Genomic DNA, 13,512 nt, shown 5'->3' with positions numbered 1-13,512 from the left:
AGCCCCGGTGAATTCGCGTCGCCGGACGTGGTCGGCCAGACTCGGCCGAATGAGCCGAACCTCCCGACTCGTGCCCCGCACCCCGCTGCGTCAGCGCCTGCTCTGCGGGATGCTCGCGGTGGCCTTCGTCACGGCCGGCTGCTCCGCGTCGTCCTCCGGGGACGCCGAGCCGCCGACGTACGAGACCGGTGACGGCGTGAAGGCCCGTGTCCTCCCGCAGCTGGCCGCGACCGGCGAGGACGTCGAGGCGGCCGACGACGCGGCGTGGGTCGTGGACGCCACGGTCGCGGGCGCGGAGGAGGGCACAACCGTCCGCCTCGTCGCGAAGGAGGAGGACGGCTGGAGCGACGTCGACGAGCAGGAGACCGACGCCGAGGGACACGTCTCGCTGACGAGCCGGGTGTCGGGCGACCTCCACGTCGTGGTCGGTGACGGTGACGACGCCGTGGGGGCCGAGGTCTCCACCGACGAGGCGCCCGAGCCGACGTTCACCGACGACTTCGACGAGGACACCGTGGACGGTGTCGGCGCCAGCTGGCACACCCGCGACCAGGGCTACATCGACATCCGGACGTGCTCGCGTGCCGACGGCAGCGCCGCGGAGGTGACCGACGGCGTCCTGCGGCTGAGCGTGCTCGAGGACCCCGAGCGCACCGACGACGAGTGCCAGCTGCCCGGCCGGCGCAAGAAGTACGCCTACCGCCTCAACGGCCACGTGGGCACCGAGGGCGTCATGTCGTTCACCTACGGCTACGCCGCCGCCCGCATCAGGACCCAGTCCGCCCGCGGACAGCACGCCGCCTTCTGGATGCAGACGGTCGGCGGGCAGAAGTCCGGCGGGGCGAAGAAGGGCGGCGCCGAGATCGACGTCATCGAGTACTTCGGCGACGACCACCCCGAGGGCGGCCTGACCAGCTTCACCTACTTCCTCGACAAGAGCGGCAAGAAGCAGACGGTGGGCGGCTGGCTCCCCGACGTCGAGCAGTACGGCGACGACTGGGCGGAGGAGTACCACGTGTTCTCCGTCGAGTGGACGCCCGACGAGTACGTCTTCCGCATCGACGGCCAGGTCACGCAGCGGCTCGAGGGGGAGACGTCCGGCCAGCCCGAGTTCCTCATCCTCAGCCTGCTGTCCTCGGACTACGAGCTGCCCCGCTTCGACGGTGAGCTGCCCCAGCACATGGACGTCGACTGGGCGCGGGTGTGGGAGACCGGACCGAGGTGACTCAGCCCGAGCAGCCCCGCCTCAGGGGCTGTCGAGCACGAGGGTGATCGGCCCGTCGTTCACGCTCTCCACCCGCATGTCGGCGCCGAAGCGGCCCCGCTCCACCCGGGCGCCGAGGCGCTCCAGCTCCGCGCACACCGCGTCGTAGGCGGGCTCGCTCACCGGGCCGGGCGCTGCCGCCTGCCAGGTCGGGCGGCGACCCTTGCGCGCGTCGCCGTAGAGCGTGAACTGGCTGACCACCAGCACGGGCGCCGCGACGTCGCTCGCGCTCCGCTCCTCGCGCAGCAGCCGGAGGTCCCAGATCTTGCGGGCGGTCCACGTCACCTCGGTCGGCCCGTCGTCGTGGGTGACGCCGAGGTAGACGAGGAGACCCGGGGCGTCGAGCTCCCCGACCACCTCACCCTCGACCCGGACGCTGGCGGAGAGCACTCGCTGGATGACCGCACGCATGGTGCAAGGATGCCGCCATGTCCGACGCTCTGCTGATCACCGTGGCCCCGACCGGCGCCGAGACGGCGAAGGCCGACTGCCCACAGCTGCCCACCACTCCCGAGGAGATCGCCCGCACCGCGGCCGAGTGCGAGGGGGCCGGCGCGGCGATGATCCACCTCCACGTCCGCGACGGCGACCACCAGCCGACGCTGGACCGGTCCCTCCTGCGCGAGTGGGTGGCCGCCGTGCGCGAGTCGTCGTCGCTGGTGGTGCAGCTCTCCACGGGCGGCTCGGTGCACGACCCGCTCGACGAGCGGCTCGAGGTGCTGGACGCCATGCCCGACTCCTGCTCGCTGACGATGGGCACCACCAACTTCGGCGACGACGTCTTCCTCAACCCGTGGCCCTTCGTGAAGGACCTCTACCAGCTCGCCCTCGAGCGCGGGGTGGCCCCGGAGTTCGAGCTGTTCGACCTCGGCCAGGTGCACGCCCTCGGGCGCCTCATCCGGGAGCACGGCACCCCTGTCGGCGGTCGGGTGCACGTGGACTTCGTGATGGGCGTGCCGGGCGGCATGCCCGGCACCGCCCCCGCCCTCGTCGCCGGGGTCGCCGCCCTGCCCCCCGAGGTGACGTCGTGGTCGGCCACCGGCATCGGCCGCTCGACGCTCGCCGTCGCGATGGCCTCGCTGTCCATGGGCGGCCACCTCCGCGTCGGCATGGAGGACGTGCTCACGATCAGCCGCGGGGTGCCGGTGGAGTCCAACGCCCAGCTCGTCTCCCGCGCCGTCGACCTCGGCCGGATCGCGCAACGCACGCCCATGAGCCCCGCCCAGTGCCGGGAGCTGCTCGGGCTGTCCTGAGGGCCGCACCAGGGCCTGTGGAGGAACGTTTCCCGCGGGCGTCAGTCGCTGGTGGAGTGGTGCCATGCACTAGTGACGCGCGCAGCGACGAGCAGAGCCTGGTGCCGAGGCTGGTCGCAGCGCGCCGTCAGACCTACCCGCCCGGTTCCGTCTCGGATGGGTGGGCCCGAGGGCCCGTGGCGCCTCTGCACGAGAACTCGCTGTGGATCAGGAGTCGTCGACGCGCTTCATGCCGACCAGTCCGGGTCGGTAGGCGGGATCCTCGAGCTGGGCGATGGTGGGGGAGCCGAACATCGGGAGGCCCTGCTGCTTGCGCAGGAAGCCCCAGACGACGGGCAGGACCACGAGCACCGCCACCCCGACCCCGGCGATGAGGATCGGGTGGGTCTCCTCCTTGCCGAGCGGCGCCCAGCCGGCCTTGTCGAGCAGGGCGACGCCGCTCATGGTCAGGACGACGACGATGCCGCGGCGGATGAAGGACTGCGGCACGCGCGGGGCGATGGCGGAGCCGATGAGCGTTCCGGGCACGGATCCCAGGACGAGCGGGATGAGGATGCCCCAGTCGAGGCCGTGCAGCGCGATGTTGGAGATCGCCGCGGCCAGCACCAGCGGGACGGCCTGGACCAGGTCGGTGCCGACCAGCCTCACCGCCGACAGGCCGGGGTAGAGCATCAGGAGCGCGATCATGATGACCGATCCCGAGCCGACGCTGGTGATGCCGACGAGCAGGCCGCCGAGGGCTCCCACCAGGAGTGTCGGCACCGGCCGGATGGCCGGGCTGTCGTCGGGGTGCTCGCCGCCGCGGACCCGCCGGAGGTTGAGGTAGAGCCGCATGGCGTACGTCGCCGCGGCGAGCAGGAGCGCGAAGCCGATGCAGAGCTTGAGGGCGTCGTCGATGTCCTCGGGGGAGACCACCCACGAGACGAGGTGCGGGCCGAGCAGCGCCATCGGGATGGAGCCGATCATCAGCCACTTGGCCAGCTGCATGTTGGGCGAGCCCTCGCGCTTGTGCACGATCGCGCCGCCGGTCTTGTAGACCGCGGCCGCGGTGAGGTCCGCCGTCACGACCGTGGCCGCCTCGCCGACGCCGAGGAAGATCAGCGCCGGTGTCATCAGCGCACCGCCGCCCATGCCGGTCAGCCCGACCACGATGCCGACGACGAAGCCGGCCGCGAGGATCGAGAAGAAGGTCACGGTGAGGAACTCGAGCATCAGCGGTCTCCGACGAGTCTGGGAACGACGACGCTCAGCATGTCAGTGATTGTGCCGGTCGCCCTCTCGGCGGCTGCCTTCCCGCGCCGGTAGGGGTCGGCGACGTCGTGCTCCGGCAGGGCGGGCGTGCTCCGCTGTCCCGCGGCGGCCACGAGCTCGCGTCCGCTGAGCCCCGGGAGGTCGGCGACGGCCGCCCGGAACTGCCCCAGGGTGAACACCCGGCGGTGCAGCTGCGGGTGGTCGTCGAGGATGTGCCGGCGGTGGACGGCCTCCGCCGTGAGGACCAGGTCGGCCTCGTCGAGCACCGCAGTGGAGAGGTGCCGGCTGCGGAACGCGTCGACGGAGCCGGACGTGCCCGTGGGCAGGCTGGCGGTCATCTCGGGGTTCATCGGGTGGCCGTCGCGGGCGTGGGTGCCGGAGCTGCTGAAGACGACGTCCGCGTCGCCCGCGAGGTCGCGCGCGATGACCTCCATGGCGGGCGAGCGGCAGATGTTGGCGGTGCACACGAAGAGCACCCTGAGCGGTTCGCTCATGCGCCCGCCGAGACCGCTCCGGCGAGGTGGAGGTAGCCCGCCTCGTCCAGTGCGACCAGCACGTCCTCGAGCGCGTCCTCGATCGTGCGGCCCGTGGTGTCCACGCGCACGGCCGGGTCCTCGGGCTCCTCGTAGGGCGAGGAGATGCCGGTGAACTCCGGGATCTCGCCGGCTCGCGCCTTGGCGTACAGACCCTTGCGGTCGCGGCGCTCGCACTCCTCGAGGGGGGTCGCGACGTGGACCAGGAAGAACGCGCCGCCGGCCGCCTCGACCATCTGCCGCACCTGCTCGCGGGTCTCGGCGAACGGGGCGATGGGCGAGCAGACCGCGACCCCGCAGTGCCGGGCCACCTCGGCGGCCACCCAGCCGATCCGGCGGATGTTGGTCTCGCGGTCGGCCTTGGAGAAGGTCAGCCCGGCCGACAGGTGCCGGCGCACGACGTCGCCGTCGAGGCTGGTCACGGAGCGGCCGCCGCGTTCGAGCAGCCGGTCGATGAGGGCCTGCGCGAGCGTCGACTTCCCGCTGCCGGACAGGCCGGTGAAGAAGAGGACGAGTCCCTGCTCGTCCGGCGCGGGGCGGTCCTCGTCGACGATCGCTGCGACGGCGGCGGGGTAGGGGCCGGAGGAGTCGCCCAGGGCGTGCACCGGATCGGGGCCCGCGTAGGTGCCGACCACCTGGGCGCCGAGGGCGTGGTCGGCCTCGGCGTCGCCGTGGGAGGGCAGGGGTACGGCGACCACGCCGGCGTCGTCGAGGAGCTCGGCGGCGGCCAGCGTGGCGCGGACGAGCGCGACCGGGGACAGCGACGGCGTGCCGGTGCCCATGAGCGCCACCAGGACGACACGGCCGAGGCCGCGCAGCTCCTCGAGGTCGCCCTCGGTCAGCGCGTCGGCGACCGGGACGAACGTCGCGCCGGCGTACGCCTCCCGGACCTGCGCGGGCGTGAGGTGCAGCCGGCGGAAGGGGCCGTGCTGCGCGTGGGTCAGCTGCTCCAGCGTGCCGTCGCTCGAGACGCGGGCGAGCGGCAGGCCCTCGGGGTCCACCAGCTCGGCCTCCGTGTGGCCCTCCGGCAGGGCGAGGGTGACCGGGCTGCCGGGCTCGTTGAACCTCGTCAGGGGGGCGTAGGCGCCGGAGACCAGGAGCTCCAGGTCGTCGAGCTCGGTCGGCGTCGGGCAGTGCTGGATCACCCGCGCATCCTCTCAGACCGGCGGTCGGTAGCCTTCGCGCATGCCTGCCGCTGGTCTGCCCGTCGTGGCCGAGATCGTCCGCTCCGGATTCGTCGAGGGGCACCACTACGGCTCCGTCGTGGCGCTGGCCGCCGACGGCTCGGTCGACTGGTCCGTGGGCGAGGTGGCCGCACCGGTGCTGCCCCGCTCGAGCAACAAGCCGGTCCAGGCGCTCGCGATGGTGGAGCTCGGGCTCGACCTCCCGCCGGACCTGCTCGCCCTCGCCTGCGCCTCCCACTCCGGTGAGCCCTTCCACGTCGAGGGCGTACGCCGCGTCCTCGCCTCGGCGGGCCTGGACGAGTCGGCCCTGCAGACCCCGCCCGACCACCCGCTCGACGACGCCGCGCGCGACGCCGTGATCCGGGCGGGCGGCGAGAAGACGTCGATCCTCATGAACTGCTCGGGCAAGCACGCCGCGATGCTGGCGACCTGCGTCCTGCGCGGCTGGGACACCGCCACCTACCTCGATCCCGCGCACCCCCTGCAGGTCGCCATCCGCGAGACCTTCGAGCGCCTGACGGGCGAGCCGGTCGCGACGGTCGCGGTCGACGGGTGCGGTGCCCCGCTGCTGTCGACCTCGCTGATCGGGCTCGCCCGCGCCTTCGCCACCCTGGCCACCGCGTCCGAGGGCCCGGCCCACCGGGTGGCCGAGGCGATCCGCCGGCACCCGGAGAACGTCAGCGGCACCACGCGAGACGAGCTCGCGCTGCACCGGGCCGTCCCCGGCCTGATCGGCAAGGCCGGCGCGGAGTCCTGCTACGCCGTCGCTCTTCCCGACGGTCGGGCGTGGGCGCTCAAGACCGACGACGGCGCCGCACGCGTACGCCCCGTGCTGATGGCCGAGGCGCTGCGTCGTTCGGGCGTGCTGGACGAGGACGGGGTCGACGCGGACGCCGTCGCGCGGACCGGCCGGCTCGAGCTGCTCGGTGGCGGCGTCCCCGTCGGCGAGATCCGTGCTGCCTTCTAGCTAGCGCCCGGAACCGCGGGGGATCCGGCTTTGTGACGGTCCTCACCGCCGCTTGGTTTGCATTTCGCTAACAGGTGTTAGCACACTGTAGGCATGGCCAAGGACAAGAGCGCGAAGACGAGCGCCAAGACGAGCGCGAAGACGAGCGCCGTCGTCGACTCCATCGGGTCGCTCGGCGACTACCTCCGTGAGCAGCGGCTCGCCGCCCAGCTCTCGCTGCGGCAGCTCGCCGACCAGGTCGGCGTGAGCAACCCCTACCTCAGCCAGATCGAGCGCGGCCTGCGCAAGCCGTCGGCGGAGGTCCTGCAGCAGCTGGCCCGGGCGCTCCGCGTCTCCGCCGAGCAGCTCTACGTCCGCGCCGGCATCGTCCACCCCGATCCCGGCCAGGCCGGCTCGGTGGAGCTGGCGATCCTCGCCGACACCGGACTCACCGAGCGCCAGAAGCACTCGCTGCTCGACGTCTACGCCTCGTTCCTGGCCCTCAACGACCGCCCGCCGGCCTCTGACCAGCCACCAGCTGAGTAGCACCCACCCAGCAGCACCCACCCAGCAGCACCCACCCAGGAGAAGGAGAAGGACATGGCGACCGCCAAGTTCGACATCAAGACCGAAGCCCTCAAGCCCGTGCTCGCGGGCGTCGGTGTCACCGACCTCGCCGTCGAGGCCGTCCGTGACGCTGTCGCCGACGTCCAGAAGGTCCTCACCGCCGTGCAGAAGGACGTCACCGAGCTCGTCGCCGAGGTGCAGAAGCGTGACGTCACGTCCGTCCGCGCCGCCGTCGAGGCGCGCGTCGCCGAGCTGCAGGCCGAGGCCAAGGCCTACCCCGCCAAGGTGTCGACCCTCGTCGACGACAACGTGGCCGTGGCCAACGCGACGTACGCCGAGCTGGTCAAGCGCGGCGAGTCCCTCGTGGGCCGCATCCGCCGCCAGGAGTCGACCACCACGACCGTAAGGTCGGCCCGGACCACCGTCTCGAAGGCGAAGACCACCGCGACCCAGGCCCGCAAGGCCGCCGACGCCACCGTCACCGCCGCCGACAAGGTCGCCGCCACCAAGGCTGCCCCCAAGCCCCCCGCGAAGCCCGCCGCGAAGAAGACCGCCCAGAAGTCGGCCGCCCAGAAGTCGGCCGCCACGAAGGCCTCGGCCACGACCGCGCGCAAGAGCGCCGCGAGGAAGACGACCGCGGCCCAGAGCAGCGCCAAGGCCACCGGCACCGCAGCCACGAAGACCGCCGCCAGCGCCGTCAAGGCCGTCGCGGACGCCGCCGAGAAGGTCGGCGACTGAAGAGACGTCGAGGCTGACCACGGTCAGCTCGCGCTGTTCTAGGAGAAGGGCCCCGTCCACGTCGGACGGGGCCCTTCGTCTCGTCGCCTACGCTGTGTCCTGTGAACATCTACGAGCTCCAGGGCACGCTGTTCCTCGTCGTGCTCGTGGTGCTGCTCGCGATCAAGGGCTTCGCGTTCATCAACTCGCTGACCTACTCCGCCGAGGCCTACGACGCGGCCGGCAAGCTGACCAAGACCGCGTGGTGCGCGATCACGGGCCTCGGCTTCGCCGCGCAGCTGATCCTGCTGGGCTCGCCGCTCAACATCATCAGCCTGGCGTTCACCATCGCCGCGCTGGTCTACCTCGCCGACGTCCGTCCCGCCCTGCGAGAGGTGACGTCCCACCGCAGGTGAGTGGCGGTCACCCCAGGTAGCGGTCCAGCGCTGCCAGTGCGTCCTCGGGCTCGAAGCCGGTCGCGCGGATCTTCTCCAGCGAGAGCGCCGAGTTGAGGGGCCGGGGGGCGAACGGGTTGCCCTGGGCGAGCACGCCCTCGGCGTACGCCTCCGTGGTCGTCCCCGACACGTCCTCGGCGCTGCGACCCGAGCGCTCGAAGACCGCCTGCGCGATCTCGCGCCACGACATGGGCGCCCCGCCGTTGGAGAGGTTGTAGGTCCCGAACGGCGCACCGGTCTCGAGGAGGTGGCGGGTGCCCCGCACCAGCTCCTCGGTGAACGTCAGCCGCCCGACCTGGTCGTCGACCACGCTGGGGGAGACGCCCTTCTCGGCCAGCGCCCGCATCGTGCGGACGAAGTTCTTGCCCTCCCCGATCACCCACGAGGTGCGCAGGAGGTAGTGGCGCGGGGCCAGGCCGACCGCGAGGTCGCCGGCCGCCTTGGACTGGGCGTAGACCCCGAGCGGCGAGAGCGGCTCGTCCTCCGTGTGGCCCGGGTCGAGCGGTGCGGTGCCGTCGAAGACGTAGTCGGAGGAGTAGTGCACGAGCGTGAAGCCGTGCTCGCGGGCCAGGCCGGCCAGCGTCGCGGGACCGGTGGCGTTGGCCGACCAGGACGCGACCCGGCCCTCGGGGGTCTCGGCGGCGTCGACGGCGGTGTACGCCGCGGCGTTGAGCACGACGGCGTACTCGTGCCACGGCCACGCCGAGACGGCCGCTGCGTCGGCGAGGTCGAGCTGTGAGACGCCCTCGCCGGGGAACAGGTCGACCCGGTCGGCGTCGGGGTGCGCGGCGTGCAGCGCGCGACCGAGCTGGCCGAGGGCCCCGACGATCAGCACCTTCTTGGGCGCGATGGCCGTGGCCGGGTCGAGGCGGGGGTTGTTCTGGTCCTTCTCGCTGATGATCGCCTCGGCCAGCGGGATCGGCCAGTCGATGGCCACCGTCGGGTCGTCCAGGGCGAGCGCGGGGTAGGCGATGCCGGGGCGCCAGTGCTCGTTGACGAGGTAGGTGTAGGCCGTGGCGTCCTCGAGCGTCTGGTAGCTGTTGCCGACGCCGCGCGGAACGAACACGGCGACGGAGGTGTCCATCTCCAGCGTGAAGGTCGCGCCGAAGGTCTCGCCCTGCCGCATGTCGACCCACGCGCCGAAGATGCGTCCGGTCGCCAGCGAGATGAACTTGTCCCACGGCTCGGTGTGGATGCCCCGGGTGACGCCACGGTCGCTGTTGAACGACACGTTGTTCTGCACCGGACCGAAGTCGGGCAGCCCGACGGCGAGCATCTTCTCGCGCTGCCAGTTCTCCTTGAAGAACCCGCGGTCGTCGTCGCGCCGGTCGAGCCGGACGACGACGAGGCCCGGGATCGCCGTCTTCTCCAGACGGGGCAGTGTCTCGGGGGAGGGGAGGCTCACTGGCCCTTCTCCGCGTACTTGGCCTCGGTCGCGTCCTTGTGGGGGCGCCACCAGTCCTCGTGCTCCTGGTACCACGCGATGGTGTCGGCGAGGCCGGACTCGAAGTCCTGGAACTTCGGTGCCCAGCCGAGCTCCTGGCGGAGCTTGCCCGACTCGATGGCGTAGCGCAGGTCGTGGCCGGCGCGGTCGTTGACGTGGTCGAAGTCGTCCTCGGGACGGCCCATCAGCTTGAGGATCAGGCGCACCACCTCGAGGTTGTTCTTCTCGCCGTCGGCGCCGATGAGGTAGGTCTCGCCGACGCGGCCCTGCTCGAGGATCCGCAGCACCGCGGAGGAGTGGTCGTCGGCGTGGATCCAGTCGCGGACGTTCTCGCCCGAGCCGTAGAGCTTGGGGCGGACGCCGTCGATGACGTTGGTGATCTGGCGCGGGATGAACTTCTCGATGTGCTGCCAGGGACCGTAGTTGTTGGAGCAGTTCGAGACCGTCGCCCGGACGCCGAAGCTGCGGACCCAGGCGCGGACGAGGTGGTCCGAGCCGGCCTTCGAGGCGGAGTAGGGGGAGGACGGGTTGTAGGGGGTGTCCTCGGTGAAGCGCTTGGGGTCGTCGAGCTCGAGGTCGCCGTAGACCTCGTCCGTCGACACGTGGTGCAGGCGCCGGTCGTGCCGGCGGACCGCCTCGAGGATCGTGTAGGTCCCGAGGATGTTGGTCCGGATGAACGGGCTCGGGTCGTTGAGGGAGTTGTCGTTGTGCGACTCCGCCGCGAAGTGCACGACCGCGTCGTGCTCGGCGACGAGGGGGTCGACGACCTCGGCCTCGGCGATGTCACCGACGACGAGCTCGACCCGGTCCTCCGGCAGCCCGGCGAGCGCCTCGCGGCTGGCGGCGTAGGTGAGCTTGTCCAGCACGGTCACGCGCAGGTCGGTGTGGGCGATGACGTGGTGCACGAAGTTCGAGCCGATGAACCCCGCGCCGCCGGTCACAAGAAGGCGATCCATGCGCGGGAGTCTAGGGGGAGCCGACCGGTTCAGGAGGAGGCGGCCGAGCCGGTGATGCTGAAGCGCGGCTGCTCCACCAGCGCCGGCACCTCGTACGACGCCCGGCCCCGCCCGGCGCGTGTCCAGCCCTCGGGCAGGTCGTCCACGTCGTAGCCCTCGGGCCACTGCACCGAGACCGCGAGCGACTGTGGGACGACCATGCCCTGCGGGGTCGCGTCGAGCCGGTAGGTCAGCGTGCCGTCACCGGGGGCGTCCGCGGCGGCAGGGACGTCGTACTCCAGGACCGCCTCGCGCGTCTCGCCCGGCGGCAGGACCAGGCGCAGCAGCTTGTAGGGGCGCCCGAAGTAGTCGAAGACGTCGGTGCCCTGGGGCTTGCCGGCGGCCGTGGCGCTGGTGACCTCGGCGCCCTGGGGCAGGAAGACGCCGAGCGTCATCCCGTTCCAGCGCGTGGCGTAGGTGCCGCGGCGCGGGTCGGCGAACGCCTGCGCATAGGGCGGGGAGTCGTTGTGGACCGAGATGGTGAGCCGGACCCTGGCCGAGCCGTCCTCGCGCAGGACGACCCGGCTGCTCACGCTGCGACGCTGCCAGTAGTCGGCCTTGCTGGCGTTGGTGTTCTGGTTGAAGACGGCGAGGTAGTCATGGCTGGTGTCGGAGAGGTCGCCGGACAGCCCGACCTCGGCCACGGCGGCCTGGAGGTCGGGGTCGCGCATCCACATCGCGAAGTGCCGTCCGCGAGCCGAGTCGCGTAGGGACTCGATCTTCTCGATGCCGTTGCCGGGCTCGAAGAGCCGCTCGGCGAACACCGGCACGATGGCCCGGTTGAGGTCGTGGCGCGCCTCGTTGTCGGGGAAGGCGTCGTAGTCGCCGACCATCTTCTGGGTGAAGTTGGAGGCGTCGAGCCGGCCGTAGGTCGGCGCCTCGACCGGTCCGGTGATCCGCAGCATGTCGGCCAGCGCGACGACGTCGACCGCGACGAGCCCGTCGACCTCCTGGCCGGTGCGCCGCTCCCAGCCGCGCAGGAGCGTCTCGCCCGAGACCGACCAGTCGGGGGCGAAGGTCGAGGTGGACAGGCGCAGCTTGCCGTCGTGGAACGGGTTGCCCTCGACCTTCTCCCACCGGCCGACGCGGTAGAGGTCGGGGTCGGAGGTGTCGCGGGCCTTGCCCATCTCGAGCCGGCCGTCGGAGACGTTCATCGGCGCGAGCGTCAGCGCGGCACCGCCGGAGAAGCGCTGCTCGCTCGGGTTGAGCAGGGCGAGCAGGAAGGTCTGGTCGCCCTCGGCGCCGAAGAGCCGGGGCAGCACGTCGGCCAAGGGCTTGGCGCGCCTCGCGCCGGACGCGAGGGGGGCGACGGTCGTGGCCGCCTCGTCGCGGGCCTCGGCCAGCCGGGTGCCCACGCCGAGGGCGGAGTCCCCGACCTCGCCGAGCTCGAGCTGGGCGGCGTCGAGGTGGACGCTCGCCTCGTCGACCGCGCCCACCACCTTCTCCAGGGTCGGCACGTCGACGGAGCGTTCGCCGAAGAGGGTGGCGTCCTTGCCGTTGACCGCCGGCCACGTCGCGACGGCGACCTCGGCCGCCGTGGTCAGGTGGTCGAGGGCGTTGCCGAGGTGGCGTACGTCGCCCACCGGCCGGCCCACGACGGGGACGAGGCTCCAGATGTCGCCGCCCACACCCTGCATCGCGTCCTGGACCTGGTCGGCGTGGCGCCGCGCGCTCTGCACGCTGGCCTCAGCCGCCGCCACGTCGCCCGCCGCGAGGGACGTGCGCGCCGCCTCGAGGTCTGTGCGGGCGCCCTCGGCGTGGCCCGGTGCCTTGAGGAAGGGGATGGCGAGCAGGGCCAGCCCGACGAGGAGGAGCAGGAGGCCACCGATGACCGTCGAGGGCCGGACCCGCCGGCGCGTCGACGTACGGCGGCTGGACGGCATGCGCCCATGGTGCCAAACCGCGGCGAACCCCGTGGCGCAACGGGAGGTCCGCGGACCCCTAGGGTGGTTGCATGCGCGGAATCATCCTGGCCGGTGGCACCGGCTCCCGACTGCACCCGATCACGCAGGGCATCAGCAAGCAGCTGGTGCCGGTCTACGACAAGCCGATGATCTACTACCCGCTCTCCACGCTGATGCTCGCGGGCATCCGGGACATCCTCATCATCACCACGCCCCACGAGGCCGAGGGCTTCCACCGGCTGCTCGGCGACGGCTCGCAGTTCGGGATCGACCTCACGTTCGCCGTCCAGCCGAGCCCCGACGGGCTCGCGCAGGCCTTCGTCATCGGGGCCGACCACATCGGCGGCGAGCGGTCCGCGCTCGTGCTCGGCGACAACATCTTCTACGGCTCGGGACTCGGCTCCCAGCTGCTGCGCTTCAAGGACCTCGACGGCGCGGCCGTCTTCGGCTACCACGTCGCCGACCCCCGCGCCTACGGCGTCGTCGAGTTCGACGACCAGGGCCGTGCCCTGTCGCTGGAGGAGAAGCCGGTGCACCCGAAGAGCGACTACGCCGTCCCGGGGCTCTACTTCTACGACAACGACGTCGTGGAGTACGCCGCCGAGCTGCAGCCGTCGGCGCGCGGCGAGCTGGAGATCACCGACCTCAACCGCCGCTACCTCGAGGAGGGGCGCCTGCACGTGGAGGTGCTGCCCCGCGGCACCGCCTGGCTCGACACCGGCACCTTCGACTCGCTCAACGACGCCTCCAACTTCGTGCGGACCATCGAGGGCCGGCAGGGCTTCAAGGTCGGCGCGCCGGAGGAGGTCGCCTGGCGGATGGGGTTCCTGTCCGACGACGAGCTGCTCGAGCGCGCCGAGCCGCTGCGCAAGAGCGGCTACGGGGAGTACCTCCGGGGGTTGCTGCAGCACGGGTGAGGGCTGGCCCGCTCTGGCTCTGGGCCGCGCTGGCTCTCCGCTGGCTCTGGAGTCCCCGGATATCCGGTGACCGCCGGGGTTG

Annotated in this window: 14 protein-coding genes; 7 read left to right on the top strand and 7 right to left on the bottom strand. The window is 72.1% G+C overall.

Going from position 1 to position 13,512, the window contains the following annotated elements; all coding sequences use genetic code 11:
• Window positions 1-49: 49 nt before the first annotated feature.
• Window positions 50-1,225, top strand: a complete 1,176-nt coding sequence (locus tag SHK17_RS18285; protein ID WP_322920263.1) for a glycoside hydrolase family 16 protein — start codon at window positions 50-52, stop codon at window positions 1,223-1,225.
• A gap of 21 nt (window positions 1,226-1,246) precedes the next feature.
• On the opposite strand, the gene dtd is transcribed toward SHK17_RS18285, so the two are convergent.
• Window positions 1,247-1,675, bottom strand: a complete 429-nt coding sequence (gene dtd / locus SHK17_RS18280) for a D-aminoacyl-tRNA deacylase (protein WP_322920262.1) — start codon at window positions 1,673-1,675, stop codon at window positions 1,247-1,249.
• A gap of 17 nt (window positions 1,676-1,692) precedes the next feature.
• Between dtd and SHK17_RS18275 the strand changes: the two genes are divergently transcribed.
• Window positions 1,693-2,517 (top strand): BKACE family enzyme, encoded by an 825-nt coding sequence (locus SHK17_RS18275; protein ID WP_322920261.1) that lies wholly within the window; start codon window positions 1,693-1,695, stop codon window positions 2,515-2,517.
• Window positions 2,518-2,724: 207 nt separating this feature from the next.
• Here SHK17_RS18275 and SHK17_RS18270 read toward each other — a convergent pair whose 3' ends face one another.
• The 3 genes from SHK17_RS18270 to cysC are packed head-to-tail and all read right to left on the bottom strand — an operon-like array spanning window position 2,725 to window position 5,446.
• Window positions 2,725-3,729 carry a sulfite exporter TauE/SafE family protein gene (locus SHK17_RS18270; protein WP_322920260.1) on the bottom strand — a complete coding sequence of 335 codons (1,005 nt, stop codon included), beginning with the start codon at window positions 3,727-3,729 and terminating at the stop codon, window positions 2,725-2,727.
• Entirely contained in the window at window positions 3,729-4,262 is a 534-nt protein-coding gene (locus SHK17_RS18265) for an arsenate reductase/protein-tyrosine-phosphatase family protein (protein WP_322920259.1), read from the bottom strand. The genes SHK17_RS18270 and SHK17_RS18265 overlap by 1 nt, the downstream gene beginning before the upstream one ends.
• Window positions 4,259-5,446, bottom strand: coding sequence for an adenylyl-sulfate kinase (cysC, locus tag SHK17_RS18260; RefSeq protein ID WP_322920258.1), 1,188 nt, complete (start codon window positions 5,444-5,446; stop codon window positions 4,259-4,261). Before cysC ends, SHK17_RS18265 begins: the two co-directional genes overlap by 4 nt.
• Before the next feature lie 40 nt (window positions 5,447-5,486).
• On the opposite strand from cysC, the gene SHK17_RS18255 reads away from it, so the two are divergent.
• The 4 genes from SHK17_RS18255 to SHK17_RS18240 all read left to right on the top strand — a co-directional run bounded on the left by SHK17_RS18255 (window position 5,487) and on the right by SHK17_RS18240 (window position 8,131).
• A complete protein-coding gene (locus SHK17_RS18255; protein WP_322920257.1) occupies window positions 5,487-6,452 on the top strand; it encodes an asparaginase in 966 nt (321 codons plus the stop codon).
• Between the two features lie 93 nt (window positions 6,453-6,545).
• Complete coding sequence (locus SHK17_RS18250) at window positions 6,546-6,977, top strand: helix-turn-helix domain-containing protein (protein WP_322920256.1); 432 nt, start codon at window positions 6,546-6,548, stop codon at window positions 6,975-6,977.
• A 54-nt stretch (window positions 6,978-7,031) separates the two neighbouring features.
• Window positions 7,032-7,736 carry a hypothetical protein gene (locus SHK17_RS18245; RefSeq protein WP_322920255.1) on the top strand — a complete coding sequence of 235 codons (705 nt, stop codon included), beginning with the start codon at window positions 7,032-7,034 and terminating at the stop codon, window positions 7,734-7,736.
• Between the two features lie 101 nt (window positions 7,737-7,837).
• Window positions 7,838-8,131: a DUF2516 family protein gene (locus tag SHK17_RS18240; RefSeq protein WP_172266920.1), complete on the top strand. Its 294-nt coding sequence runs from the start codon at window positions 7,838-7,840 to the stop codon at window positions 8,129-8,131.
• Window positions 8,132-8,138: 7 nt separating this feature from the next.
• Here the strand turns inward: SHK17_RS18240 and SHK17_RS18235 are convergent, their stop codons facing one another.
• The 3 genes from SHK17_RS18235 to SHK17_RS18225 are packed head-to-tail and all read right to left on the bottom strand — an operon-like array spanning window position 8,139 to window position 12,492.
• Window positions 8,139-9,575: a sugar nucleotide-binding protein gene (locus tag SHK17_RS18235; protein WP_405030382.1), complete on the bottom strand. Its 1,437-nt coding sequence runs from the start codon at window positions 9,573-9,575 to the stop codon at window positions 8,139-8,141.
• Window positions 9,572-10,570 (bottom strand): dTDP-glucose 4,6-dehydratase, encoded by a 999-nt coding sequence (gene rfbB / locus SHK17_RS18230; RefSeq protein ID WP_322423238.1) that lies wholly within the window; start codon window positions 10,568-10,570, stop codon window positions 9,572-9,574. The genes SHK17_RS18235 and rfbB overlap by 4 nt, the downstream gene beginning before the upstream one ends.
• A 29-nt stretch (window positions 10,571-10,599) precedes the next feature.
• The gene (locus tag SHK17_RS18225; RefSeq protein WP_322920254.1) at window positions 10,600-12,492 is read right to left on the bottom strand and encodes a DUF4012 domain-containing protein; all 1,893 of its coding nucleotides are present in this window, start codon (window positions 12,490-12,492) and stop codon (window positions 10,600-10,602) included.
• Between the two features lie 71 nt (window positions 12,493-12,563).
• Between SHK17_RS18225 and rfbA the strand changes: the two genes are divergently transcribed.
• Window positions 12,564-13,430: a glucose-1-phosphate thymidylyltransferase RfbA gene (rfbA, locus tag SHK17_RS18220; protein WP_322920253.1), complete on the top strand. Its 867-nt coding sequence runs from the start codon at window positions 12,564-12,566 to the stop codon at window positions 13,428-13,430.
• Window positions 13,431-13,512 lie beyond the last annotated feature (82 nt).

This window comes from Nocardioides renjunii (assembly GCF_034661175.1).
In the GTDB taxonomy this organism is placed as follows: Bacteria; Actinomycetota; Actinomycetes; order Propionibacteriales; family Nocardioidaceae; genus Nocardioides; species Nocardioides renjunii.
The sequence above is the reverse complement of the archived record's forward strand: the minus strand, read 5'-3'. Positions and strand labels throughout refer to the sequence as shown.

Coding starts and splice junctions, on each gene's coding strand:
- dtd (WP_322920262.1), bottom strand. CDS start 1,675: ATGCGTGCGGTCATCCAGCGAGTGCTCTCCGCCAGCGTCCGGGTCGAG.
- SHK17_RS18250 (WP_322920256.1), top strand. CDS start 6,546: ATGGCCAAGGACAAGAGCGCGAAGACGAGCGCCAAGACGAGCGCGAAG.
- SHK17_RS18225 (WP_322920254.1), bottom strand. CDS start 12,492: ATGCCGTCCAGCCGCCGTACGTCGACGCGCCGGCGGGTCCGGCCCTCG.
- rfbB (WP_322423238.1), bottom strand. CDS start 10,570: ATGGATCGCCTTCTTGTGACCGGCGGCGCGGGGTTCATCGGCTCGAAC.
- SHK17_RS18265 (WP_322920259.1), bottom strand. CDS start 4,262: ATGAGCGAACCGCTCAGGGTGCTCTTCGTGTGCACCGCCAACATCTGC.
- SHK17_RS18270 (WP_322920260.1), bottom strand. CDS start 3,729: ATGCTCGAGTTCCTCACCGTGACCTTCTTCTCGATCCTCGCGGCCGGC.
- rfbA (WP_322920253.1), top strand. CDS start 12,564: ATGCGCGGAATCATCCTGGCCGGTGGCACCGGCTCCCGACTGCACCCG.
- SHK17_RS18255 (WP_322920257.1), top strand. CDS start 5,487: ATGCCTGCCGCTGGTCTGCCCGTCGTGGCCGAGATCGTCCGCTCCGGA.
- SHK17_RS18285 (WP_322920263.1), top strand. CDS start 50: ATGAGCCGAACCTCCCGACTCGTGCCCCGCACCCCGCTGCGTCAGCGC.
- SHK17_RS18275 (WP_322920261.1), top strand. CDS start 1,693: ATGTCCGACGCTCTGCTGATCACCGTGGCCCCGACCGGCGCCGAGACG.
- SHK17_RS18245 (WP_322920255.1), top strand. CDS start 7,032: ATGGCGACCGCCAAGTTCGACATCAAGACCGAAGCCCTCAAGCCCGTG.